This window comes from Allobosea sp. LjRoot237 (assembly GCF_964253285.1).
Taxonomy (GTDB): domain Bacteria; phylum Pseudomonadota; class Alphaproteobacteria; order Rhizobiales; family Beijerinckiaceae; genus Allobosea.
On record NZ_CAXUQP020000001.1, the window covers coordinates 3,577,716 to 3,599,722 of the forward strand.

18 protein-coding genes are annotated in these 22,007 nt (G+C 67.3%); 4 read left to right on the forward strand and 14 right to left on the reverse strand.

Going from position 1 to position 22,007, the window contains the following annotated elements; translation table 11 throughout:
* Positions 1–17: 17 nt before the first annotated feature.
* From ACSQ24_RS17415 to ACSQ24_RS17425, 3 genes are read right to left on the reverse strand one after another with little or no spacing between them, the layout of a single operon-like run.
* Complete coding sequence (locus tag ACSQ24_RS17415; protein WP_436095892.1) at positions 18–428, reverse strand: type II toxin-antitoxin system VapC family toxin; 411 nt, start codon at positions 426–428, stop codon at positions 18–20.
* The gene (locus ACSQ24_RS17420) at positions 428–673 is read right to left on the reverse strand and encodes a type II toxin-antitoxin system VapB family antitoxin (RefSeq protein ID WP_436095893.1); all 246 of its coding nucleotides are present in this window, start codon (positions 671–673) and stop codon (positions 428–430) included. Before ACSQ24_RS17420 ends, ACSQ24_RS17415 begins: the two co-directional genes overlap by 1 nt.
* A 60-nt stretch (positions 674–733) precedes the next feature.
* Positions 734–1,183, reverse strand: a complete 450-nt coding sequence (locus ACSQ24_RS17425) for a VOC family protein (protein ID WP_436095894.1) — start codon at positions 1,181–1,183, stop codon at positions 734–736.
* 78 nt (positions 1,184–1,261) lie between these two features.
* Here ACSQ24_RS17425 and ACSQ24_RS17430 point away from each other — a divergent pair, with 78 nt between their 5' ends.
* From ACSQ24_RS17430 to ACSQ24_RS17440, 3 genes are all read left to right on the forward strand, one after another.
* Entirely contained in the window at positions 1,262–2,734 is a 1,473-nt protein-coding gene (locus ACSQ24_RS17430; RefSeq protein WP_436095895.1) for a cation diffusion facilitator family transporter, read from the forward strand.
* A 64-nt stretch (positions 2,735–2,798) separates the two neighbouring features.
* Positions 2,799–5,435: an aminopeptidase N gene (gene pepN / locus ACSQ24_RS17435; protein ID WP_436095896.1), complete on the forward strand. Its 2,637-nt coding sequence runs from the start codon at positions 2,799–2,801 to the stop codon at positions 5,433–5,435.
* A 229-nt stretch (positions 5,436–5,664) separates the two neighbouring features.
* Complete coding sequence (locus tag ACSQ24_RS17440; RefSeq protein WP_436095897.1) at positions 5,665–7,965, forward strand: PAS domain-containing sensor histidine kinase; 2,301 nt, start codon at positions 5,665–5,667, stop codon at positions 7,963–7,965.
* 9 nt (positions 7,966–7,974) lie between these two features.
* On the opposite strand, the gene ACSQ24_RS17445 is transcribed toward ACSQ24_RS17440, so the two are convergent.
* The 4 genes from ACSQ24_RS17445 to ACSQ24_RS17460 all read right to left on the reverse strand — a co-directional run bounded on the left by ACSQ24_RS17445 (position 7,975) and on the right by ACSQ24_RS17460 (position 14,581).
* Positions 7,975–10,929: a bifunctional [glutamine synthetase] adenylyltransferase/[glutamine synthetase]-adenylyl-L-tyrosine phosphorylase gene (locus ACSQ24_RS17445; protein WP_436095898.1), complete on the reverse strand. Its 2,955-nt coding sequence runs from the start codon at positions 10,927–10,929 to the stop codon at positions 7,975–7,977.
* A 45-nt stretch (positions 10,930–10,974) separates the two neighbouring features.
* Positions 10,975–12,492, reverse strand: a complete 1,518-nt coding sequence (locus ACSQ24_RS17450) for an ATP-binding protein (protein ID WP_436095899.1) — start codon at positions 12,490–12,492, stop codon at positions 10,975–10,977.
* Positions 12,476–13,159, reverse strand: a complete 684-nt coding sequence (locus tag ACSQ24_RS17455; RefSeq protein WP_436095900.1) for a winged helix-turn-helix domain-containing protein — start codon at positions 13,157–13,159, stop codon at positions 12,476–12,478. Before ACSQ24_RS17455 ends, ACSQ24_RS17450 begins: the two co-directional genes overlap by 17 nt.
* Positions 13,160–13,348: 189 nt before the next feature.
* Positions 13,349–14,581 carry a trypsin-like peptidase domain-containing protein gene (locus ACSQ24_RS17460; RefSeq protein WP_436095901.1) on the reverse strand — a complete coding sequence of 411 codons (1,233 nt, stop codon included), beginning with the start codon at positions 14,579–14,581 and terminating at the stop codon, positions 13,349–13,351.
* Positions 14,582–14,775: 194 nt separating this feature from the next.
* Between ACSQ24_RS17460 and ACSQ24_RS17465 the strand changes: the two genes are divergently transcribed.
* On the forward strand, positions 14,776–15,282 hold the full coding sequence (locus tag ACSQ24_RS17465) for a hypothetical protein (protein WP_436095902.1): 507 nt from the start codon (positions 14,776–14,778) through the stop codon (positions 15,280–15,282).
* A gap of 6 nt (positions 15,283–15,288) precedes the next feature.
* Here ACSQ24_RS17465 and ACSQ24_RS17470 read toward each other — a convergent pair whose 3' ends face one another.
* The 7 genes from ACSQ24_RS17470 to ACSQ24_RS17500 form a co-directional block, all read right to left on the reverse strand.
* A complete protein-coding gene (locus tag ACSQ24_RS17470; protein ID WP_436095903.1) occupies positions 15,289–15,750 on the reverse strand; it encodes a cytochrome c-type biogenesis protein in 462 nt (153 codons plus the stop codon).
* A gap of 5 nt (positions 15,751–15,755) precedes the next feature.
* Positions 15,756–17,738 carry a heme lyase CcmF/NrfE family subunit gene (locus ACSQ24_RS17475; protein ID WP_436095904.1) on the reverse strand — a complete coding sequence of 661 codons (1,983 nt, stop codon included), beginning with the start codon at positions 17,736–17,738 and terminating at the stop codon, positions 15,756–15,758.
* Positions 17,739–17,748: 10 nt separating this feature from the next.
* A complete protein-coding gene (gene ccmE / locus ACSQ24_RS17480; protein WP_436097914.1) occupies positions 17,749–18,222 on the reverse strand; it encodes a cytochrome c maturation protein CcmE in 474 nt (157 codons plus the stop codon).
* A 41-nt stretch (positions 18,223–18,263) separates the two neighbouring features.
* The gene (ccmI, locus tag ACSQ24_RS17485; RefSeq protein ID WP_436095905.1) at positions 18,264–19,367 is read right to left on the reverse strand and encodes a c-type cytochrome biogenesis protein CcmI; all 1,104 of its coding nucleotides are present in this window, start codon (positions 19,365–19,367) and stop codon (positions 18,264–18,266) included.
* Positions 19,368–19,443: 76 nt separating this feature from the next.
* Positions 19,444–20,820 (reverse strand): sensor histidine kinase, encoded by a 1,377-nt coding sequence (locus tag ACSQ24_RS17490; protein ID WP_436095906.1) that lies wholly within the window; start codon positions 20,818–20,820, stop codon positions 19,444–19,446.
* A gap of 129 nt (positions 20,821–20,949) precedes the next feature.
* Positions 20,950–21,615 carry a response regulator transcription factor gene (locus ACSQ24_RS17495; RefSeq protein ID WP_284168982.1) on the reverse strand — a complete coding sequence of 222 codons (666 nt, stop codon included), beginning with the start codon at positions 21,613–21,615 and terminating at the stop codon, positions 20,950–20,952.
* A gap of 46 nt (positions 21,616–21,661) precedes the next feature.
* A complete protein-coding gene (locus tag ACSQ24_RS17500) occupies positions 21,662–21,988 on the reverse strand; it encodes a PepSY domain-containing protein (RefSeq protein ID WP_436095907.1) in 327 nt (108 codons plus the stop codon).
* Between the last annotated feature and the right edge of the window lie 19 nt (positions 21,989–22,007).

Below are 22,007 nucleotides of genomic sequence, written 5' to 3' on the forward strand. Positions count from 1 at the left end.
AAGCTCCGAAGCTGGTGTCAGGCTCCGAAGCGGATGCCGTCGATGTCGGTATGGCCGAAGTCGTTGCCCTTGTAGGCGAGCTTGAGGCCGGAGGTCAGCGCAGCGGCATAGGCGAAGCAATCGCCCATGTTAAGGCGCGCGGCATGGCCCGTCAGATGATGATAGCGGGAGGCGCAGGCATGCGCCTCTTTCCCGACTACAGCATCTATGGCGACCAGATGGGCGCCTATGGTCGCGATGAAGCTCTCGACGACGCCCTGAGCCTGAACGATCGATATCCGACGCACCTTGGCGATGCGACAGGAGGCCTCGAACATTGCGACGGGCGATGTCGCCATCGTCGGGGCGCCGATGAAAGCGGCCTGAATGTCCGCGGCCTCCGGCTCGTCCTCCAGAGCCGCAATCAAAACCGAGGCATCTAAAAACATCAGGCGTCGCCGTATTCGCGATCGAAGAACTCCTTATGGGTCATGCCGTCATCGACGATGGGGAAAGCGGCCAACCGCTCGCGCGCTTCCCGAAACGCGCGCTCTATCCGCTCCTTGCGCTCGTCGAGACGCTTCAGCTCGTTCTCGACGGCGAGGCCGATCGCGCCCTGCAGGGTCTCACCACACCGAACTGCAAGTTCCCGCACCTGGCGGTCGATTTTCTCGTCGCGAACCAGAATGCCCATGATAGCCTCCCTGATATCAAATGATGATATCAGGGAGAGCATAAAGCCGCAATCGCGCTCTCACCACGCCCCAGTGTTCGGCATGCTCGTCCACGGCTCGGCTGGGGCCTTCGGCTCGCCCTTCTGCAGGATTTCGATCGAGATGTTGTCGGGCGAGCGGACGAAGGCCATGTTGCCGTCGCGCGGCGGCCGGTTGATGGTGACGCCGGCCTTCATCAGCTTGTCGCAGGTGGCATAGATGTCATCGACCTCATAGGCGAGATGGCCGAAATTGCGCCCGCCAGTATAGACCTCCGGATCCCAGTTATAGGTCAGCTCCAGCGTCGGGCGGCCGCGGCTGCCCTGCTCCTTCACCGCGGCGGCATCATCCGGGGCGGCGAGGAAGACGAGTGTGAAGCGGCCCTTCTCGTTCTCGATCCGGCGGGTTTCGACCAGGCCGAACTTGTTCACGTAGAAATCGAGCGCCGCATCGAGGTCAGTGACGCGGACCATGGTGTGGAGATAACGCACTATTCGTCTCCCGGGGTTGATCTGGCTGATGGATCGGGCCAAACCCGGCCTCATCAAAGGGGCTGGCGCGGAGCTGTCATGAGCGGAACGCAGGATCGCACGCCGAACCCAACGAGCACGGTGTCGCCCGCCGAGGTGGCGCGGGTCAAGCAGAAGGCAGCGACGCTCTCGGTCGTCGCCAGCATCGTGCTGACGCTGGCCAAGTTCGCCGCGGCGCTCGTCTCCGGGTCGCTCGCCCTGATGACTGACGCCCTGCAGGGGCTGATCGACGTCGGCTCGACCATGTTCACCTGGTTCGCCGTGCGCGCCGCCGACAAGCCGGCCGATGACGAGCATCATTATGGCCACGGCAAGTTCGAGGCGCTGGCGGCGCTGCTCGAGACCGCGATCCTGTTCGGTCTCTCCGGCGCGATCCTGTGGGAAGCGGCCAACCGCCTGTGGAGCGGAGCGGAGCCCCACGTCGCGGTGACGCCGCTCGTCATCGGCGTGCTGCTGTTCTCGCTGATGGTCGACGCGACACGCTGGCGCACGCTGACGATGGTCGCCAAGGAGACGCGCAGCGAGGCGCTCTCGGCCGAAGCCCTGCACTTCGCCACCGACTTCGTCGGCACGGCGCTGGTCCTGCTCGGCCTGATCCTGACGCGGATGGGCGTGCCGATGGCCGACAGCGCGACAGCACTGGCGCTCGCCGTGTTCATGATCGCCACCGCCCTCAAGCTCGGGCGGCGCACGATCGACACGCTGATCGACGCGGCGCCGAAGGGGCTCGCCGAGCGCTTGCGCGACGCCGCGCAGGGCGTGGCCGGCGTCGTCAATGTCGAATGGCTGCGGCTGCGGCCCGCTGGCGGCGTCGTGCAGGGAGAGATCGGCATCCAGGTCTCGCGCACCCTGCCGCTCGATCGCGTCAGCGCGATCAAGGACGATCTGCTGCGGGCATTGGCCGTCGTCGAGCCGGATTCGGCGCTGACCGTCACCGCCAACCCGGTCCAGGTCGACGACGAGACGGCGCTGGAACGCGTGCTGCTGATCGCGCTGAAAATGAAGGTGCCGGTGCACCATGTCAGCGTCCACACGATCGGCGAGCGGCTTGCCGTCTCGCTCGACATGGAGGTGGACGCGGTGCTGCCGCTCGGCGAAGCGCATGAGATCGCCACGCGGCTGGAGGCGGCCATCCGTGCTGAATTCGGCGGCGAGACCGAGGTCGATACCCATATCGAGCCGATGGAAACCGGCCAGCCCTCCGGCCACAATGCGCCCTGGGAGGTCGTCGAGGCCATCGGCAAGGCGATCGCGCAGGAAGCGGCGCGCGTGGCGGAGGCCGGCGGCCCGATCCGCGACATCCACAGCGTCCGGGTCCGCGAGACCCGCAACGGCCTGGTGGTCAACTATCACTGCCGCGCCGACGCGGCGCTCGACGTCGCCGCCGTGCATCACGCCGTCGACAAGATCGAGCGCGAGGTTCGCGAAGCCAGGCCCGATGTCTGCCGCCTGGTCAGCCATGCCGAGCCGGCGGTTACTACGTCCATCGACAAGCCTTATGCCCTGCCCTGACGGCTTCCGCCGCCGCCTCGAGATTCACTAAGACAAGTGCGACTGAAGGAAGCGAGCGAAGCCCATGCGCGCCGAAGACGCCCCGCTGATCCGCCTCGAGGATTATCGCCCCTCCGACTGGCTGATCGACACCGTCGATCTCGATATCGTCCTCGATCCGACACGGACCAGGGTGCGCGCTTTGCTGCAGCTTCGGCCGAATCCGGCCGGCCATGCCGGTGCGCCGCTCGTTCTCGACGGCGACGAGCTGACGCCGGATTCGATCGCGCTCGACGAGGTCCCGCTCGACCCTGCCGCCTATGCCCTCTCGCCGCAGGGGCTGACGATCCACGCGCCGCCGGCGCGGGCGTTCTCGCTCAGGATCGAGACGACGCTCGACCCCAGCGCCAACACCAAGCTGATGGGTCTCTACCGTTCGAGCGGCGTCTACTGCACGCAATGCGAGGCCGACGGCTTCCGCCGCATCACCTATTTCCTCGACCGGCCGGACGTGATGAGTATCTACACGGTCCGGCTGGAAGCGGAGAAGACGCAGGCGCCGGTCCTGCTCTCCAACGGCAACCTCGTCGCGGCCGCTGAACTGCCCGGCGGCGAGCGGCATTTCGCCGTCTGGCACGATCCTCACCCGAAGCCGGCCTATCTCTTCGCGCTGGTCGGCGGCAAGCTCGACCATATCCGGCAGGATTATCTCACGGCGGACGGCCGCAAGGTCGAGCTTGCAGTCTATGTCGAGCCGGGCAAGGCCGGACGCGCCGGCTGGGCGCTGGATTCGCTGGTTCGCTGCATGCGCTGGGATGAGCGGGTCTTCGGGCGCAACTACGATCTCGACGTGTTCAACGTCGTCGCCGTGTCCGACTTCAACATGGGGGCGATGGAGAACAAGGGCCTCAACATCTTCAATGACAAGTATGTGCTGGCCGACCCGCTGACGGCGAGCGATGGCGACTACGCCTCGATCGAGGCGATCATCGCGCATGAGTACTTCCACAACTGGACCGGCAACCGCATCACCTGCCGCGACTGGTTCCAGCTCTGCCTGAAGGAAGGCCTCACCGTCTTCCGCGACCAGGAATTCTCCTCCGACGAGCGCTCGCGCCCAGTGAAGCGCATCGCCGATGTCCGCACCCTGCGTTCGACGCAGTTCTCCGAGGATGCCGGCCCCCTCGCTCATCCGGTCAGGCCGCGCGCCTACAAGGAGATCAACAACTTCTACACGCCGACCGTCTACGAGAAGGGCGCGGAGGTGATCCGCATGCTCAAGGTCCTGATCGGCGAGGACGCCTTCTCGCGCGGCATGGACCTCTATTTTGAGCGCTGCGACGGCACCGCGGCGACGATCGAGGAGTTCCTCGACTGTTTCGTCGAGGCCTCGGGCCAGGATCTAGCCCATTTCGCCAGGTGGTACGAGCAGGCCGGCACGCCGACCTTGGTCGCCTCCGGCAGATATGACGCGCAGGCGAAGAGCTACACGCTACAGCTCGCCCAATCGACACCGGCGACGCCAGGCCAATCGGACAAGCAGCCAGTCGTCATCCCCGTCGCGCTCGGCCTGGTGGGCAAGGGTGGCGACCTGCCGCTCACCAGCATCTCGCCAGCGCTGAAAGCCGGCGGCGTGGTCGTGCTCGACCAGCCTTCGCTGTCCCTGACCTTCACCGATCTGGGTGAAGCACCGACACCGTCGCTGCTGCGCGGCTTCTCGGCGCCGGTGCGGCTCGAGCTCGACCTCGGCGACAGTGAGCTCCTGACGCTGTTCACCGCCGACAGCGATTCCTTCAACCGCTGGCAAGCGCTGCAGACAGTGGCGATGCGGACGCTGGTGCGAGCCGGCAAGGGCGACATGTCCACGGTGGATGCGACCGCCGCGGCGTTGGCCAAGGCGCTCTCCGGTTTCCTTGCCGGCTCCGCCCTGGATCCGGCCTTCGCCGCGCAAGTGTTGCGCCTGCCGGCTCCCGCCGACATCGCCCGCGAAATCGGGATCGCTGTCGATCCGGATGTCGTGCATGGCGCCCATCGCCGGCTCTCGGCTACGATCGGCAGCGCGCTCGCCGGCCAGCTCGCTACCTTGCGCGACAGCCTCACCGAACGCGGCCCCTATTCGCCGGCTGCGGCGCCGGCCGGGCGGCGCGCGCTCCGCAACGAGGCTCTGGGGCTGATCGCGCTCGGGGCTCCGGCCGAGGGCGCGCGTCTGACGCTGGCGCAATTCGCCGAGGCCGACAACCTGACCGACCGGCTCGCGGCACTGGCCGCGATGACGCTGGTTCCGGGAGCCGAACGCGAGGATCTGATCGCGCGCTTCGGCGAACTCTATGCCCGCGAACCGCTGGTGCTCGACAAATGGCTGATGGCGCAGGCGCTGATCGCGGAAGACGGCACACTCGCCCGGGTCAAGGGACTGATGAATCACCCCGCCTTCTCGCTCGGCAATCCGAACCGGGTGCGCGGCCTGATCGGCGGCTTTGCCGCTAACCTGACGCAGTTCAACCGCGCCGACGGCGAGGGCTACGGCTTCATCGCCGACATCGTCATCGCGCTCGACCGGACCAACCCGCAGGTCGCCTCCCGCCTGCTCGGCTCGTTCAAGAGCTGGCGCATGCTGGAGCCGGGGCGCCGGGCCAAGGCGGAAGCAGCTTTGCGCATGGTCCAGACGATCCCGAACCTGTCGCGCGACATCGCCGATATCGCCACCCGGTCACTGGCCTGAAAGGGCCAATGACAGGGGGCCGATGGCGGCTTCGCCTTAAAGGTTAACGAAGCCTTGCGCGCGCAAGATTCAACCGATTCAACACTACAACCATCGCGCGTAAAGTCACGGAAAGAACGAAATTTCCGCTAGACAAAGCGACTCCTGCGGATTCAACTGACGGTGATTCGGGGATGCGGCACGTCTCCCGATCTTACTGACGGTACATCGCTTCCGAAGGGGGACGGGCATGACGCGTGCAGACGCGGCTTGCGCACACGTGCGCGCAAATTCGGTGCTCGGTGTAGCACGATCCCTGACCCATCCGCTTTATCAGCGCTTCGAGCAGCTGGAGCCGACCTTCCGGAAAGTCATTCCGGCACTGGTCGCCGGCTTCGTCCTGCTGCTGGCGCTCGGAGCCTACGTCCAGACCAGCGCATTGCGTGATGATGCACTCGACGACGCAGCAATGGATCTCGATGCACTCGCCGCGTTGCTTGTGCGCGAGCTCGATCTAGCCTCGAAGGAAGACAAGCGCCCCGAGAGCGCACTCACGGCACTGACGACCAGGCACATCGCTGGCCGCGGCCGCATCGTCTATGTCAGCGACCCGAGCGGGCGTGTTGTCGCCGGCGAGCCGGCGATCGGCGTGAGCGAGCGCAACCTCGTCGATCTGCTTGGCCCTGGGCAGGCGCTGACGGTCTTCGCCGACCGGGCTGGCGTCATGCCGATCACGTTGCCCGGTGGGATCGAGGTGCTCGCCACCGTCCGCAATCTCGCCGCGCCGCTCGGCCAGGTCGCGGTGCTCCATCCGGTCAAGCGCGCGCTGTCGACCTGGGATGAACGCCGGCGCTCGATCCTGGTCCTGTTCGGCTCGGCGGCAATCGTGCTCGCCGGCATCACCGCCGCCTTCGTGCTGCAGTCCCGGCGCGCCCGCGCCGCCGACGAGGATTGCGACTGCGTGCGAGATCGTATCGACACCGCGCTCAGCCGTGGCCATTGCGGCCTGTGGGACTGGGATCTGGCCAGGGGCCGGATGTACTGGTCGGATTCGATGTATGCGATGCTCGGCTACGACCGCTCCGGCGAGTACATGTCCTTCGGCGAGGTCAACGCCTTCATCCATCCCGACGACGCCGACCTCTACGGCCTGGCCGATGCGGTCAGCCGCGGCGAGACCAACCATCTCGACCAGGAGTTCCGGGTCCGCAACGCCTCGGGCGAATGGGTCTGGCTCAAGGCGAGGGCCGAGCTGGTCACTGACCGGCGCACCGGCGCGCAACACCTCGTCGGCATCGTCGTCGACATCTCCGAGCAGCGCCGCATGGCGGCCCGCACCGCCACGTCCGACGCCCGGCTGCGCGACGCGGTCGAGGCGATCTCGGAGGCCTTCGTGCTCTGGGATGCCGAGCAGAAGCTCGTGCTCTGCAATGCCAAGTACCAGCAGCTGCACATGCTGTCGCCGGAACTGATGCGCACCGGCACGGCTTACGAGCAGATCATGAGCCATAGCGCTCAGCCGAGCATCGACCGCGAGCCGGTCCGCAGCTCGCGCCCGGGCTCGGGCAGCCATTCATACGAGGCGAAGCTCTCGGACGGGCGCTGGCTGCAGATCAACGGCCGCCGCACCAAGGATGGCGGTTCGGTCTCGGTCGGCACCGACATCACCCTGCTGAAGCAGCAGGAGGAGCGCCTGACCCGCTCCGAGCACGAGTTGCTCAAGACGGTCACCGACCTCAAGGCCTCGCGCCAGAAGCTCGAAGCGCAAGCCCAGCAGCTCGCCGAGCTCGCCGAACTCTATCTCGAGCAGAAGGCCTCGGCCGAAACCGCCAACCGCGCCAAATCGGAATTCCTCGCCAATATGAGCCACGAGCTGCGCACGCCGCTCAACGCCATCCTCGGCTTCTCCGAGATCATGGATGACGGCTTGTTCGGCCCGCTCGGCTCCGAGCGTTATGTCGAATATGTCCGCGACATCCGCAGCAGCGGCAGCTACCTGCTCGCGGTGATCAACGACATCCTCAATATGGCGCGGATCGAGTCCGGCAAGATCGAGCTTGAGAAGACCGACGTCGCGCTCGACCTCGTGGTCGGCGAAGCGATCAACTGTCATCGCGAGGCGATCGCCCACAAGCGGCTCTCCCTCACCAGCGATATCGGCAGCGATCTGCGCCTCGAGGCGGATTCCCACGCCCTCTTCCAGATCGTCGGCAACCTCGTCGACAATGCCATCAAGTTCACGCCCGAGGGCGGTCAGATCGCGGTGCGCGTCAAGCCGGCGCCCGACGCGCTCAACCTCTATGTCGAGGATTCCGGCATCGGCATTCCGCGCGAGAAGCTCGGCCGGATCGGCCGCCCGTTCGAGCAGGTCGAGGGCGAGCTGGCACGCAGCCATGGCGGCTCCGGCCTCGGCCTCGCCATCGCCCGCTCTCTCGCCGAACTGCATGGCGGCTCGCTCCGGATCCGCTCGATCATGGGCTCGGGCACGATCGTGATGGTTCACCTGCCGCTGAAGAGCTCGGCCGGATCCGAGCTGGAGCGGGCGGCCTGAGCGAAGAGCTCATCTCTTCTGCGCGGCACCCAGGATCTGCTTGAACAGACCGCGCACCGCGGCACGCGTCTCGTCGAGCTCGGCCTTCAACATCTTGGCATCAGGCAGTCCGACGGCCGTCGCGATCCGGCGCAGAACGCGGCCCGGCACGGACTTGGGATCGAAGCCTTCCTCCACCGCGAAACGCTGCCAGAGCTGGACGTCACCGATGAAACGCGCCGCGCCCGCGAGCCGCTCGGCATCCTGCGCCGCGATGACGCCGGTATCGCGTGCGGCAGTGAAGACGCCAGCCGTGGTGCGGGCGAGAAGCTGCGGATGATCATGCCCATGGGCGAGCACCAGGAACTGCGCGAGGAAGTCGAGATCGGTCAGCCCGCCGGCGGCGAGCTTGAGGTCCCAGGGATCATTCTCGCCCTTCTCCTTGGCGATCAGCGCCCGCATCTCGGCGACGGCCGCCGCGACCCTGCCCGGCTCGCGCTTGCGCAGCAGGATGTCCCGGATCGCGGCCTCGACCTTCGCCCGCAGGCCGGCATCTCCGGCGACGACGCGGGCACGGGTCAGCGCCATCTCCTCCCAGATTTCGGCCTCGCCCTGATGATAGGCCCTGAAGCCTTCGAACTGCGTCGCAGCCGGGCTCTTGTTGCCTGAGGGCCGCAAGCGCATGTCGACCTGATAGAGCGTGCCGCGCCGGGTCGGCACCGTCAGCGCCGCGATCAGCCGCTGGGTGAAACGGACATGCCAGGTCACGGGATCGAGCGGACGCCCGCCAGCGCTGGCCTCGGCGTCGTCCGGCCGCCCATAAAGCAGCATGACGTCGAGATCGGATGAGGGCGTGAGTTCACCGGCGCCGAGACGGCCCATGCCGAGAACTACGGCCTCGGCACCCGCAACAAGGCCATGGTCGGCGGCAAAGGCGGCGCGGGTGTCGTCGAAGGCGGTGCGGATGCAGGCCTCGGCGACCGCGGCATAGCCGTGCGCCGCCTGCTCGGCATTGACCACGCCGGAGAGCAGGCGGGCACCGACAAGGAAATTCTCCTGCCGGGCAGCATCGCGCATGCGGTCGAGCCCGTCCTCGACGCTGGGCGGCGGCGCACCGACCATGGCGCGCACGCGCTGCGCCACCCGCTCGGCATCGTGCCGCGGGGCGCTGAAGGCGGGATCGATCACCGCGTCGAGCACATGCGGGTAAAGCGCGGCGACCTTGGCGAGGCGCGGTGCGCTGCCGAGGATCTCGGCGAAGAGCTGCAGCAGGGCCTCGTGCGAGCGCAGCAGGGTCAGCAATTCGACCGCCGCCGGCATGCGCACGAAGGCGTTGTCGAGATGGGCGAGCGCACCGTCCGGATCGGTGGTGCGGCCGAGCGCGACCAGCAGCGCTGGTGTCAGCTCGGTCAGAACCTCGCGAGCGCGGGCGCTGGTGACGGCGGCGCGGCGGCCGAAATGCCAGCCGCGCACCGTCTCGGCCGCAGCCGCCGGCTGGCGGAAGCCGAGCTTGCTCAGCGTCGCCAAGGTCTCCGGATCGTTCTCGGTGCCGGTGAAGGAGAGCGAGCCGGCCTCACTGGCAAGGCTCGGGGCATCCTCGAACAACAAGGCGTAGTGGCCCTCGACGCGCCTGGCGTGTGCTTCCAGATCCTTGCCGAAGGCCTTGGCCGTGGGGTAGCCGCAGAAGCGGGCGAAGGCGTCGAGATCGGCGCCGTCCGTCGGCAGCGTCTGCGTCTGCTCGTCATGGCGCATCTGCAGCCGGTGCTCGATGGTGCGCAGCCAGCAATAGGATTCCGTCAGCTCGTCACGCGCCTGCGGACTGATCCAGTTTTCCCTGGTGAGCTCGCCCAGCATGTCGAGCGTGCGCGGTCCGCGCAGCGCCGGGCGCCTTCCGCCGAAGACGAGCTGCTGAGTCTGGACGAAGAACTCGATCTCGCGAATGCCGCCGCGGCCGAGCTTGACGTTGTGGCCGGGCAGGCTGAGCGTCTCGAAGCCCTTCACCGACTGGATCTGGCGCTTCATCGCATGGATGTCGGCGATGGCGGCGAAGTCGAAGTATTTGCGCCAGATGAAGGGGGCGAGATCGGCGATGAAGCGGCGGCCGAGATCGAGGTCGCCGGCGACGGGCCGCGCCTTGATCATCGCGGCGCGTTCCCAGTTCTGGCCGACCGTCTCGTAATAGGCATAGGCCGTCGGCAAGGCGACCGCGACATGGGTCGAGCCCGGATCGGGCCGCAGGCGTAGGTCGACGCGAAAGACATAGCCGTCCGGCGTGCGCTCCTGGATGATGCGGGCGATCTGCTGGGTGAGCTTGACGAAGAAGCTCGTCGGCTCGCCGACGCCGGCGGCCTCGGCCATCTCCGGATCGAAGAAGACGACGATGTCGATGTCGGAGGAATAGTTCAGCTCGCCAGCGCCATGCTTGCCGAGCGCCAGCACGACGAGGCCCGAGCCCTTGCCGGGTTCGGCCGGGTCCGGAAGCTCGATCCGGCCGAGGCCGGCAGCCTGATGCAGCGCATGCTCGGTCGCAAGCTTCACCGCCATGTCGGCGGTGGCGCTGAGCGCCGCGGTGACCGTCTCCACCGGCCAGACGCCGCCGATATCGGCGAGCGCCAGCAGCAGCGCCATTGCCTGCCGAAAGCGGCGCAGTTCGCGCATCAGATCAGCGGTCGCCGTCTCTGATGTAGCGAAGGCGGCGATGCCGGCGAGCAGCGCGTCGCGGCGCTCATCCGGATCGGTGGTCAGCGAGGCGAGCAGACCGTCCGGATCGCGCCGCATGATCTGCGTCAGGAAGGGAGAATGGGCGAGGATGCCGGCCGCCAGCGCAGCCGACGCTTCATTGCCCACAAGATGGGCGACGAGCCGCTCGCCGGCATCCGCATCGAACAGACGCTCGATCAGATCCCCACGCCAGAGCGCCTCGACCTTGCCGCGCGCCGGCAGGATCGGGGCCGCCTTCAGGCGTTCGCATAACGGCTCGCCCACACCGACCTCCGCGACAACCGGCTCAGGGAGCCTTCCAGCTCTTCGTCAAGCCGACTGGAACCCTGCCCCGTTCGGCTGCGATGTCGAGCCCGCAGGTGCCTCCGGGAGAGGCCTGTCCACAGAAGGCGGCGCAACCGGCAGCAACATCACGACATCGAGCCCCGGCGCATTGCCCGACAGGCGGATCGCACCGCCGTGCAAATGCGCGACCGCCGAAGCGAGCGCGAGCCCGAGCCCGAAGCCCGGCTTCGTACGGCTCTGGTCGAGCCGGACGAAACGCTCCAGCACACGGCCGCGATCTGCTTCGGGAATGCCGGCGCCATGATCGGCCACGCCGAGCTCGATCGTTTCGCCGATACGCCTTGCCGTGACCGCGACAGTCGCCGGCGCATCGCCTTCCGGCTTGCCGTATTTCAGCGCGTTGTCGATCAGATTGGCCAGTGCCTGGCCGATCAGCTCGCGATTGCCGGTGAGCGAGAGGCCAGGCTCGACCGAGGCGGACAAAGTGAGCCCCGCCTCCTCGGCCAGAGGCTCGTAGAGCTCGGAGAGCCCGTCGACGATCTCCGCAAGGTCGAGCGGCGCCATGCTGTCGGTGATCTGGCGGGTCTCCAGCCGCGCGATCATCAGGAGCGCGTTGAAGACGCGGATCAGCCCGTCGGCCTCGTCGATCGCGCCGTCGAGCGCCGCACGCAATTGCTCGGGCGACGTTGCGGTGCGCAAGGCTTCCTCGGCACGGTTGCGCAGGCGGGTCAGCGGCGTCTTGAGGTCATGGGCGATGTTGTCCGAGACCTGCTGCATGCCGCTCATCAGCTCGCCGATCCGGTCGAGCATGGCGTTGAGGTTCTCGGCGAGCCGGTCGAGTTCATCGCCGGTGCCGGCGATGGCGAGCCGGCCCTTGAGGTCGCCAGCCATGATCGAGCGGGCCGTGTCGTTCATGCCGTCGATGCGCTTCAGCACCCGACGCGCCACGAACCAGCCGGCGAAGCAGCCGAGCACGACGACGAGCAGGAACGACCAGGCGGCCGCACGTTTTATGACGACGCGCAGGCGCTCGCGCTCCTCGACATCACGGCCGACCAGCAGTCGAAAGCCCGCCGGCAGCATGAAGACGCGGACGATGGCGTGGTTGGTCTGGTCGAGCGCCTCGGAGGAGCGGGCATACTCGATCTCGCTCTCGCCCTGCCGGTCGAGCGTGCCCGGCGGCAGCGCCTCGATATTGCCGGCGATGCGCTCGCCCAGCGGGGTGGTGACGAGGTAGAGCGAGGCGCCCGGTCCGCGCGAGCGCCGCTCGATGATCTGCACGAGGCGCCTGATGCCGCCGAGACGCTGCTGCTCGGCGAGGCCTTGGATCTCGGCGTCGATGGTCGAGCGGATCTGGTCGTCGAGCAGGTTCTTGGCATTCCAGGCGACATAGCCCAGCACGAAGACGGCAAAGAGCGCGAAGACGACGAGATACAGCGCCGTCAGCTTGAATGCGGTGGTGCGGACGAGTTGCGGCAGGAAGCGCAGGCGGCCGGACGACGCTGCGGCTTCCGGGGCCCGGCGGTCAGCGAGTTGAGTCACGGACCATGTATCCCGCGCCGCGGATGGTGTGGATCATCGGATGCTCGAAGCCCTTGTCGACCTTGGAGCGCAGCCGCGAGACATGGACGTCGATGACGTTGGTCTGCGGATCGAAGTGATAGTCCCAGACGTTCTCCAGCAGCATGGTGCGGGTCACGACCTGGCCCGCATGCTTCATCAGATATTCGAGCAGGCGGAATTCGCGCGGCTGCAGCATGATCTCTTCACCGGCGCGGGTGACGCGATGCGCCAGTCGGTCGAGCAGGAGATCACCGGTGCGATAGCTCGTCGGCTCGGAGGCCGGCGAGCCGCGACGGCGCGAGAGCACCTCGACCCGAGCGAGCAATTCGGAGAAGGCATAGGGCTTCGGCAAGTAGTCGTCGCCGCCGGCGCGCAAGCCCTTCACCCGGTCGTCGACCTGGGCGAGCGCGGACAGGATCAGCGCCGGCACCGTCTCGCCTTGCTCGCGCAATGAGCGGATCACCGAAAGCCCGTCCATGCGCGGCAGCATGCGGTCGACGACGAGCACGTCATAGCCGCCGCCCTGGGCCATGGCGTAGCCCTCGAGCCCATCGGGGGCATGGTCGGCGACATGACCGGCCTCGCGAAAGGCCTTGACCAGATAGGCTGCCGCCTCGGCATCGTCTTCAACGATCAGGAGTCGCATGGCGGCAACCTAACTCAACAAAAGGAAAAGCGGCAGGCCGGAGGTGACGATCCGACCTGCCGCCGTGACGGCTGGTATCCCCGGCAGGGGGCGACGTGACAGCCGGGAGACACCATCCGCCCGGGACATGCTCTCGCAGATCAACTGACGCTACGCGCGAGAGCATGCCCCAACTTGGATCGACCCGGGTCAGGCCGCCGGCTGGCGGCCGACCTCGAACGAGACCTCGCGCTCCTTGCCGTCGCGCCAGATCGTCAGGCTGGTCTTGGTGCCCGGCGCGAAGGTCGCGATCTTCTTCGACAACTCGCGCGCATCGGCGATCTTCTCGCCGTTGACGGCAAGGATGGTGTCGCCGCGCTTCAGGCCAGCCTTGGCGGCAGGGCCGTTCGACTGCGCCTCGGCGATCAGCGCGCCCTTGGCGTCCTTCAGGCCGATCGCGTCGGCGACCTCGGCCGTGACCGGCTGGATCTGCACGCCAATGAAGCCGCGGGCGACCGAGCCATGCTCCTTGAGCTGCTCGACGACGCTCTGGACGGTGGCGGCCGGGATCGCGAAGGCGATGCCGACATTGCCACCCGAGGGCGAGTAGATCGCGGTGTTGACGCCGACGACCTCGCCCCTCTGGTTGAAGGTCGGACCACCGGAGTTGCCGCGGTTCACCGCCGCGTCGATCTGCAGGAAGTCGTCATAGGGGCCGGAGCCGATATCGCGTCCCTGGGCCGAGACGATGCCAGCAGTCACGGTGCCGCCGAGGCCGAACGGATTGCCGACCGCCAGCACCCATTCACCGGTGCGCGGCTTGCCCGCGGCGAGCTGGACGAAGGGATAGTTGCCGGACTCGTTGACCTTGAGCAGTGCGAGGTCGGTACGCGGATCGGTGCCAATCACCTTGGCCGACAGCGTCTTGCCACCATCGGTGACGAGCTGGACCTCGGCCGCGTTGGCGACGACATGGTTGTTGGTGACGACATAGCCGTCCTGGCTGACGAAGAAGCCCGACCCCTGCGAGAGCTGCGCGCGGGGTGGCTGCTGCGGACCGCGGGGGCCCATGCCCTCCTCGCCGAAGCGGCGGAGGAAGCGCTCGAGCGGGTGGCCGGGGGGCAGGCCCTCGATGCCGGCAGGACCGTTCTCATCGGCGCTGGCGACGACTTTGGCCTTGACGCGGACTGAGACGACGGCCGGCTTAACCCGGTCGACCACATCCGCGAAGGACGGCAGCTGCGTCTGCTGCAGGCCGGAGAGCTGGATCGGCTGTGCGTTGGCGGCGCCGTGAGTGTTCAGGAAATTGTCGGCGAGACCGGCCATCAGGCCGATGCTGAGCGTCGCCGCGCCGGCGACGATCGCGCTGCGCTTCAGGATCGAGCGGGCGGTGGCTGGCGAGCGGACAGTGGTCTCGGGGGCGTTGTTCTCTTGGGTGGTCATGGTTCTCACCTCGATGCGGGAGGCAGGGCCTTCCCTGCTTCGTGACGTGGACCATGGCGGGCGGCGCCTTACCCGGATTTCGCCCGATGATGACAGTTTCGTAAGGTTGGCGCGGCATCGGGCAGGAGTTGGCTTGACGCCGGATCGGTCACAATGCTCCCTACAGTCGATGCGCGCGATAAGAGCAAGCCGAAATGAAACACGCGATTGGATATATGGCCCTCGCCGCATTGCTGGTCGTCGGGGAAAGAGCCCTGGCACAGGACATGCCTGCCTATGAAACCGGAGTGCGCCTTGCGCAGCGCCGCGGCTACGACAACCCTGAATGCTATGGGCGGGTCTTCGCCAAGCACGCGGTGGTCGTCGAAAAGCCAAACGGGAGGAAAAGCTGGTTCGCCGCCTCGACACCGGCCTACAACGCCGAGCAGCAACGACGCTGCGGCGTCGACCGGCTGGGCGACCTCAGGCAGCGCGCGGCGGGCTCATCGTCCGGCAGGGCCGGGTCTGCACATCGTGCCGGCCTGAGGGTGGCGGCCCAGCGCGGACATTCCGGAGAGCAAGCCGCCTGCTTCGCCCGAACCTACGCGCTCTTCGCATACGAAACGCCCGTTCCCGGCAGCCCTCGCGGCTACGCAATCGCCGGGCGTAGCGACAATGCATACCGGGCAGAGCTTTTCCGGAGCTGCGGTATCAGCCGCTAGGCCGATCTAGCCGTCGCTGCGCTTTACCAACTCGTCGAGCCTCGCCTGCTCTTCGGCTGTCAGCGCGACGCTGGCCGGAGCTGAGCTGCGATTGCGCTGGCGCCAGAGGAAGGCGGCCCCGAACAGCACGATCAGGAAGGGCGCGGCCCAGAGCGCGATCGTGCGCACATTCATCGGCGGACGCAGCAGGACGAAGTCGCCATAACGGGCGACGACGAAATCGATCACGGCGCCGTCGCTGTCACCGGCAGTGAGCCGCTCTCGCACCAGGATGCGCAGGTCCTTGGCGAGCGGCGCATCGGAATCGTCGATCGACTGGTTCTGGCAGACCAGGCAGCGCAGGCCGGAGGAGATTCCCCGCGCGCGCTGCTCCAGCGCCGGGTTCTTCAGCACCTCGTCGGGTTGCACGGCAGCAGCCGGAGCCGAGAACGCCAATAGCCCGACCAGAAAGAGCAGGACAGCACGCATCGTGTTCACTCGGCCGGCTGCGGAAGTGCAGCCGGTGCCGGCACGCGCCGCGGCGCGGCCAATCGGAAGCGCCGGTCGGTGAGTGAGAGCCCACCGCCCGCCGCCATCACCAGCGCGCCGATCCAGATCAGGAGGATCAGCGGCTTGTCGTGCAGCTTGACCGCAATGGCGCCGCTGTCGTCGAGCTCGCCCAGGCTGATATAGGCCTGCCCCAATCCGACAGTGCGGATGCCCGCCTCGGTGGTCGGCATGGCGCGCGCCGTATAGATGCGCTTCATCGCCTCGACCGGCTCAAGCTCGCGGCCATCGGCGAGGATACGGAAGCGGGCAGCGTCCTCGCGATAGTTCGGGCCGGTACGCGGCGTGACCGCCTCCAGCGTCACGGTGTAACGGCCGCTGGTCAGGCTCTCGCCGACCTTGAGCATGCCGATCGCCTCGGTGCCCCAGGCTGTAGCCGCAATGCCGATCACGCTGATGCCGACGCCGGCATGGCCGAGCGCGCTGCCCCAGGCCGAGCGGGGCAGGCCCTTCGCTCGCGACAGCATAGCCGAGGCACCGCTGGCACGACCGATAATGCGCTCGCCGACCTCCCAGAACGCCCCTATGACGAGGAAGACGCCAAGGCCGATGCCGAGCGGCGCCAGCACCGGGCCACCGCGGACGAAGGCGAAGATCGCCAGCGTCGTGATCACGCCAACGCCGAAGGCGATCTGGGCGCGCTGGGCAGCGCCGAGCAGGTCACCGCGTTTCCAGGCCAGCGTCTGGCCGATCGGCAGCAGCAGCAAGAGCGGCACCAGCAGCGGCACGAAGGTGGCGTTGAAGAAGGGCGGGCCGACCGAGATCTTGTCGCCGGTCACCATCTCGAGCACGAGCGGATAGAGCGTGCCGATGAAGACAGTGGCGCAGGCCGTCGCCAGGAAGAGGTTGTTGACGACGAGGGCGCTCTCCCGCGAGACCGGCGCGAACAGGCCGCCTTGCTTCAGGAGCGGCGCACGCCAGGCGAACAGCGCCAGCGAGCCGCCGATGAAGGCGATGAGGATGCCGAGGATGAAGAGGCCGCGCTGCGGGTCGCTGGCGAAGGAATGCACCGAGGTCAGCACGCCGGAGCGGACGATGAAGGTGCCGAGCAGCGAGAGCGAGAAGGTCAGGATCGCGAGCAGGATCGTCCAGACCTTGAGGGCGTCGCGCTTCTCCATCACCACGGTCGAGTGGATCAGCGCCGTGCCTGCGAGCCAAGGCATCAGCGAAGCATTCTCGACCGGGTCCCAGAACCACCAGCCGCCCCAGCCGAGCTCGTAATAGGCCCAGTAGGAGCCCATCGCGATGCCGAGCGTCAGGAAGGTCCAGGCCAGCAAGGTCCAGGGGCGGACGGCGCGGGCCCAGACCGCGTCGATCTTGCCTTCGATCAATGCCGCCACGGCGAAGGCATAGGTGATCGAGAAGCCGACATAGCCGACATAGAGCAGCGGCGGATGGATCGCGAGGCCAAGGTCCTGCAGGATCGGGTTGAGGTCCTGCCCCTCCCCCGGGGCCGGAACGAGGCGCCGGAACGGGTTCGAGGTCAGCAGCGTGAAGGCGAGGAAGGCGACGCTGACGCTGCCTTGCGCCGCAAGCGTGCCGGCCCGCAGCTTCGCCGGCAGCGAGCGGCGCGACAGCGCGACCAGCGCGCCGAACAGGACCAGGATGAGGACCCAGAGCAGCATCGAGCCCTCATGATTCCCCCAGACCGCGGTCAGCTTGTAGATCAGCGGCTGCGTCGAATGGGAATTGGCGACGACGTTCTCGACCGAGAAGTCGGATGTCGCATAGGACATCATCAGGCAGCCGAAGGAGAGCGCGACCAGAAGGAAGCAGGCGATCGCCGCCGCTGGCCCAACCGAGGCCAGAGCGGGGTCGTTCCTGGCCACGCCCCAAAGCGGCACGATCGTCTGGACAACCGCGACACCGAGCGCCAGCGCCAAAGCGAAATGGCCGATTTCGACGAACATCGGAGCGGCCCTACTTCATCGCCGGCGCTGCGGGCGCGCCGGCCTTGGCTTCGCCGGGCTGCCAATGGCCCTGCTTCTTCAGCGCGTCGGCAACTTCGCGCGGCATATAGGTCTCGTCATGCTTGGCGAGGACGGAATCGGCGCGGAAACGTCCGGGCGCTTCGAGCACGCCTTCGGTCACCACGCCCTGCCCTTCGCGGAAGAGATCCGGCAGCAGGCCGGTGTAGCTGACCATGGTCCTGGTCTTCCCGTCCGTGACTGAGAAGTTGACCCGCTGATTAGGGCCGCGCTCGACCGACCCTGTCTCGACCAAACCACCCAGACGCAGGCGCGTGCCGGGCGTGAGGCCCTTCTCGACGATCTCGGTCGGCCCGTAGAAGAAGACGATCGAATCCCGCAGTGCGTAGGCGACCAGCCCGGCTGCGAGGCCGAGCACGACACCGACCGAGGCGATCACGACGAGGCGGCGTTGCTTGCGGGTCAAGCGCCTGCGCGGCGGCGTGGCGGGGATGCCGGCCTGGACGGTCACCGTGCCGCCTCCTGCAGGCCGAGCTCGGTGCGCAGGCCATCAAGGGCGGAGGCTGCGGCCTGATCAGAGGCCAGGCGCTCGCGGGCGATGGAGAGCGACTTCTGCGCCGCATCGCGCTCGCCCAGAACCGCTTGCGAGCGGATCAGTCGCGACCAGTCGGCGAGACTGCCGCCGCTCTCGGCGAGCCGTGCAGCAAGGCCATCGACCATGCCGCGGATCGCCGTCATACGCTCGGCCTCGGGCAGGCTGGCGATCGCATCGGCCGGCGGGGAAGAGCGTTCCAGTCCGTCGAGGCGCTCGCGGACCGTCGCGATCCAGGGCGCATCGGCCGGTGCATCGCCGAGCAGGGCCTTGAGCGCCGCAATCGCGGCCGGCACCTGCCCGTCCTGCTCCTGCGCGATCGCCATGAAGAAGCGGGCACGCGGATTGATCGGATCGAGCTTCAGCGCCTCGGCCAGGCTTGCACGCGCCATGGCCGTGACCACGCCGCCAGCGGCGAGGATCTGCGCCTCGGCCTGGCCGCCGTATCGCTCGGTCGTCGCGCCGTCATGGCGGATCGCGTTGGCAAAAGCCTTTGCAGCATCGTCGAAACGTCCCTGACGCAGATAGACCGGGGCGAGCACGCTCCAGCCTTTGCCATCGGTGGGGTTGACGGCGAGATGGGACTCGATCCGTGCGAGAGCCAGCTCGAAATCCTGCGCGGGGCTGGCCTTCATCCGCGCCGCCAGCGGCTGATCCGGGACGGCTGGCGAGCCATAGGCGCCGTAGATCAGCAAAGCTAGCAGAGGCACGCAAGACAACGCGATCGCAGACGCCGCGCGGCGCCGACGCAGCGCCGGCTCGCTCTCGCCGGCCGGCATCGCTTCCGTCGCCGTCTCGCGCAGAAGCCGGCGCGCCGCCTCGGTCTTGGCCGCCTCGGCCTCGGCACCGCCGATCAGCTTGCGGCCAAGATCGCGATCGATCTCGGCGAGCTGAGCACGGTAGAGCGCGGTCGCTCCAGCCGTGTCAGCGGTGAGCGCCGGTGCCCGGCGGCCAAGCGGCCAGAGCACCGCCATGACCGCTGCCCCCGTCATGGCCGCGAAGATGATCCAGATCAGCATTCGCCGTTCATAACCGTTCGAAGGTGCCGGTTCATGTCCGAAGATGGCGACAAAGGGTCACGCGGGCAATGCGGCGTCAGACCGCCGGGAGGACGAGGCGCGCCCGAAGGCCGCCGAGCGGCGAACGCTCCAGCGAGAGGCCGCCGCCATGAAGCTTGGCGAGGTCGACGACGATCGAAAGGCCTAAGCCAGATCCAGGCGTCGTCTCGTCGAGTCTGCGGCCGCGCTTGAGGACCTCGGCCATCGCCTCGTCGGGAAGACCAGCTCCGTCATCGTCGATCAACAGGACGATGCGCCCCTCGGGTGCCTGCGTTTCCGGCGCGAGGCTGATCTGCACTTCCGTACGCGCCCATTTGAAAGCGTTGTCGAGCAGGTTGCCGAGCATTTCCTCGAGATCCTGCTTTTCGCCGCGAAAGCGGGCGCCGGCAGGAACGGTGTGACTGCCCTCGATCGCCCTGCCCTGCGCGATCTTCTCGAAGGTCCGGATCAGCGCGTCGAGCGAAGGCGCGATCTCGGAGACGCCACCAAGCGCGCCGGACAAGGCGGCGGCCCGGGCCCGGTCAAGATAATATTGGACCTGATCGCGCATGATCGCCGCCTGATGACGAACCGTCTGGGACAGAGCGCCCTGCCCGGCCTCTGCCTCGTTCTGCATCACGCTGAGCGGCGTCTTGAGCGCATGGGCGAGATTGCCGACCTGGGTTCGGGCGCGCTCCAGGATTTCGCGGTTGGCGTCGATGAGCTGGTTGAGCTCGCCTGCCAGCGGCGCCAGATCGGGCGGATAGCGCCCGGCGATGCGCGTGCTCTCGCCGGTTCGTACCGTCCCGACGGCGGCGCGCAAGCGTGCGAGCGGGCGCAGGCCGAAGCGGACCTGGACAATGGTCGAGGCGACCAAGGCGAGGCCGAGGAACAGGAAGGTCAGCGTCAGGGCGAAGCGGAAATCGCGGATGTCGCCCTCGATCTCGTCAGCCGGGGCCGCAACGCCGACGGTGAAGCGTCCATCCTCACCGACATCGATCTCGCGCTCGAGCACCCGCAGGCGCCGTTCATCCGGTCCCGAGACATAGCTCTCGCGCAGGCCGCGCGTATTCGGCTGCAAGTTCTGGTCGAGCAGTTTCGGCAATTGTCCGCCGACCAGGGAGCGCGAGGTGCGTATCGTCGGGCGCTCGCCGTCGAGCCGGATGATCTGCCAGTACCAGCCGGAGAGCGGCAGGTCGAAGCGCGGCTCGCCGAGGTCGCCGATCGCCTGACGCTCGGCCTCGGGCGGCGCCGCAAGGTCGGCAACCAATTCCTTGATGTAGACACTGAGACGCTCGTCGAAGCCGCGCTCGGCCGAGCGGCGATAGAAGGTGGTGAGGCCGAAGCCGGCGAGGATCAGCACCAAAGCGCAGCAGATCGCGGCCGAGATGAAGAGCCGGGCGCCGAGCGAGAAACGCTGCCGCGTGACCGGCATGACGCCCTCAGGCTCTAGAGCAGGATGCGAAAAAGTGGGAACCGGTTTTTCGCATGGATCCTGCTCTAACTCTTTGATGAGAGACGGATTCAGATTTCAGTTGGAAACATCTTCGGTTTCCAACTGAAATCATCCGGCTCTCGCGGCAGCGATGTAGCCGAGGCCGCGCACGGTCTCGATGACGTCGACGCCGAGCTTCTTGCGCAGGCGGCCGACGAAGACCTCGATCGTATTGGAATCGCGGTCGAAGTCCTGATCATAGAGATGTTCGACCAGCTCGGTGCGCGAGACCACGCGGCCCTGATGATGCATCAGATAGGCGAGCAGGCGATACTCGTGCGATGTGAGCTTGACCGGATTGCCGTCGACGACGACGCGGCTGGCGCGCGTATCGAGACGGACCGGACCGCAGATCAGCTCGGCAGTCGCGTGGCCGGCGGCACGGCGCAGCAGGGCGCGAACCCGGGCGAGCAATTCCTCGATATGAAAAGGCTTGACGACATAATCGTCGGCGCCGGCATCGAAGCCCGAGACCTTGTCGCTCCAGCGATCGCGCGCCGTCAGGATCAGCACCGGCATGGTCTTGCCAGCCCGGCGCCAGCCCTGCAGCACGGCAACGCCGTCGACCTTGGGCAGGCCGAGATCGAGGATCACCGCGTCATAGGGCTCGGTCTCGCCGAGATAGAGTCCTTCTTCGCCGTCAAAAGCCTTGTCGACGGCATAGCCGGCGTTCTCCAGCGCATTGACGATCTGGCGGTTGAGGTCCTTGTCGTCCTCGACGACGAGCAGTCGCACGGCGGCTTTTCTCCGATTGGCGGATCAGGAACGCGGCATAGCGGAACTAGCGGATATCCGCCACCTTGCCCGAAGCGCCGTCGAGCGTGACCCGGGCGACGCGGCCGTCGCGCTTCATCGTCGTCACCACATAGACGAACTCGTCGCCCTGGCGGCAGAGCCTGATCCGCAGGACCTCGCCGGGGGCAGCCTCGCGGGCATGGCGGGATGCCGTGGCAGGCTGCATAACCTTGCCATCTGACACCGCCTCGCGCGTTTCCTGAGCCGACAGACAGGAGATGGGCGGCGGCGAATCGACCGTCTCCACCGGCGAAGCGGTGGCGATGACGAACGCGAGAATCGCGACGTTGGGGTCGAGCAGCATCATCGCCATGGGCTAGCGCGGTATGCGT

Excerpts from the sequence above, each read along its gene's own strand:
- ACSQ24_RS17465 (WP_436095902.1), top strand. The coding sequence starts at position 14,776 with ATGAAACACGCGATTGGATATATGGCCCTCGCCGCATTGCTGGTCGTC.
- pepN (WP_436095896.1), top strand. The coding sequence starts at position 2,799 with ATGCGCGCCGAAGACGCCCCGCTGATCCGCCTCGAGGATTATCGCCCC.
- ACSQ24_RS17490 (WP_436095906.1), bottom strand. The coding sequence starts at position 20,820 with ATGCCGGTCACGCGGCAGCGTTTCTCGCTCGGCGCCCGGCTCTTCATC.
- ACSQ24_RS17500 (WP_436095907.1), bottom strand. The coding sequence starts at position 21,988 with ATGGCGATGATGCTGCTCGACCCCAACGTCGCGATTCTCGCGTTCGTC.
- ccmI (WP_436095905.1), bottom strand. The coding sequence starts at position 19,367 with ATGCTGATCTGGATCATCTTCGCGGCCATGACGGGGGCAGCGGTCATG.
- ACSQ24_RS17475 (WP_436095904.1), bottom strand. The coding sequence starts at position 17,738 with ATGTTCGTCGAAATCGGCCATTTCGCTTTGGCGCTGGCGCTCGGTGTC.
- ACSQ24_RS17415 (WP_436095892.1), bottom strand. The coding sequence starts at position 428 with ATGTTTTTAGATGCCTCGGTTTTGATTGCGGCTCTGGAGGACGAGCCG.
- ACSQ24_RS17455 (WP_436095900.1), bottom strand. The coding sequence starts at position 13,159 with ATGCGACTCCTGATCGTTGAAGACGATGCCGAGGCGGCAGCCTATCTG.
- ACSQ24_RS17440 (WP_436095897.1), top strand. The coding sequence starts at position 5,665 with ATGACGCGTGCAGACGCGGCTTGCGCACACGTGCGCGCAAATTCGGTG.
- ACSQ24_RS17430 (WP_436095895.1), top strand. The coding sequence starts at position 1,262 with ATGAGCGGAACGCAGGATCGCACGCCGAACCCAACGAGCACGGTGTCG.
- ACSQ24_RS17470 (WP_436095903.1), bottom strand. The coding sequence starts at position 15,750 with ATGCGTGCTGTCCTGCTCTTTCTGGTCGGGCTATTGGCGTTCTCGGCT.
- ACSQ24_RS17460 (WP_436095901.1), bottom strand. The coding sequence starts at position 14,581 with ATGACCACCCAAGAGAACAACGCCCCCGAGACCACTGTCCGCTCGCCA.
- ACSQ24_RS17420 (WP_436095893.1), bottom strand. The coding sequence starts at position 673 with ATGGGCATTCTGGTTCGCGACGAGAAAATCGACCGCCAGGTGCGGGAA.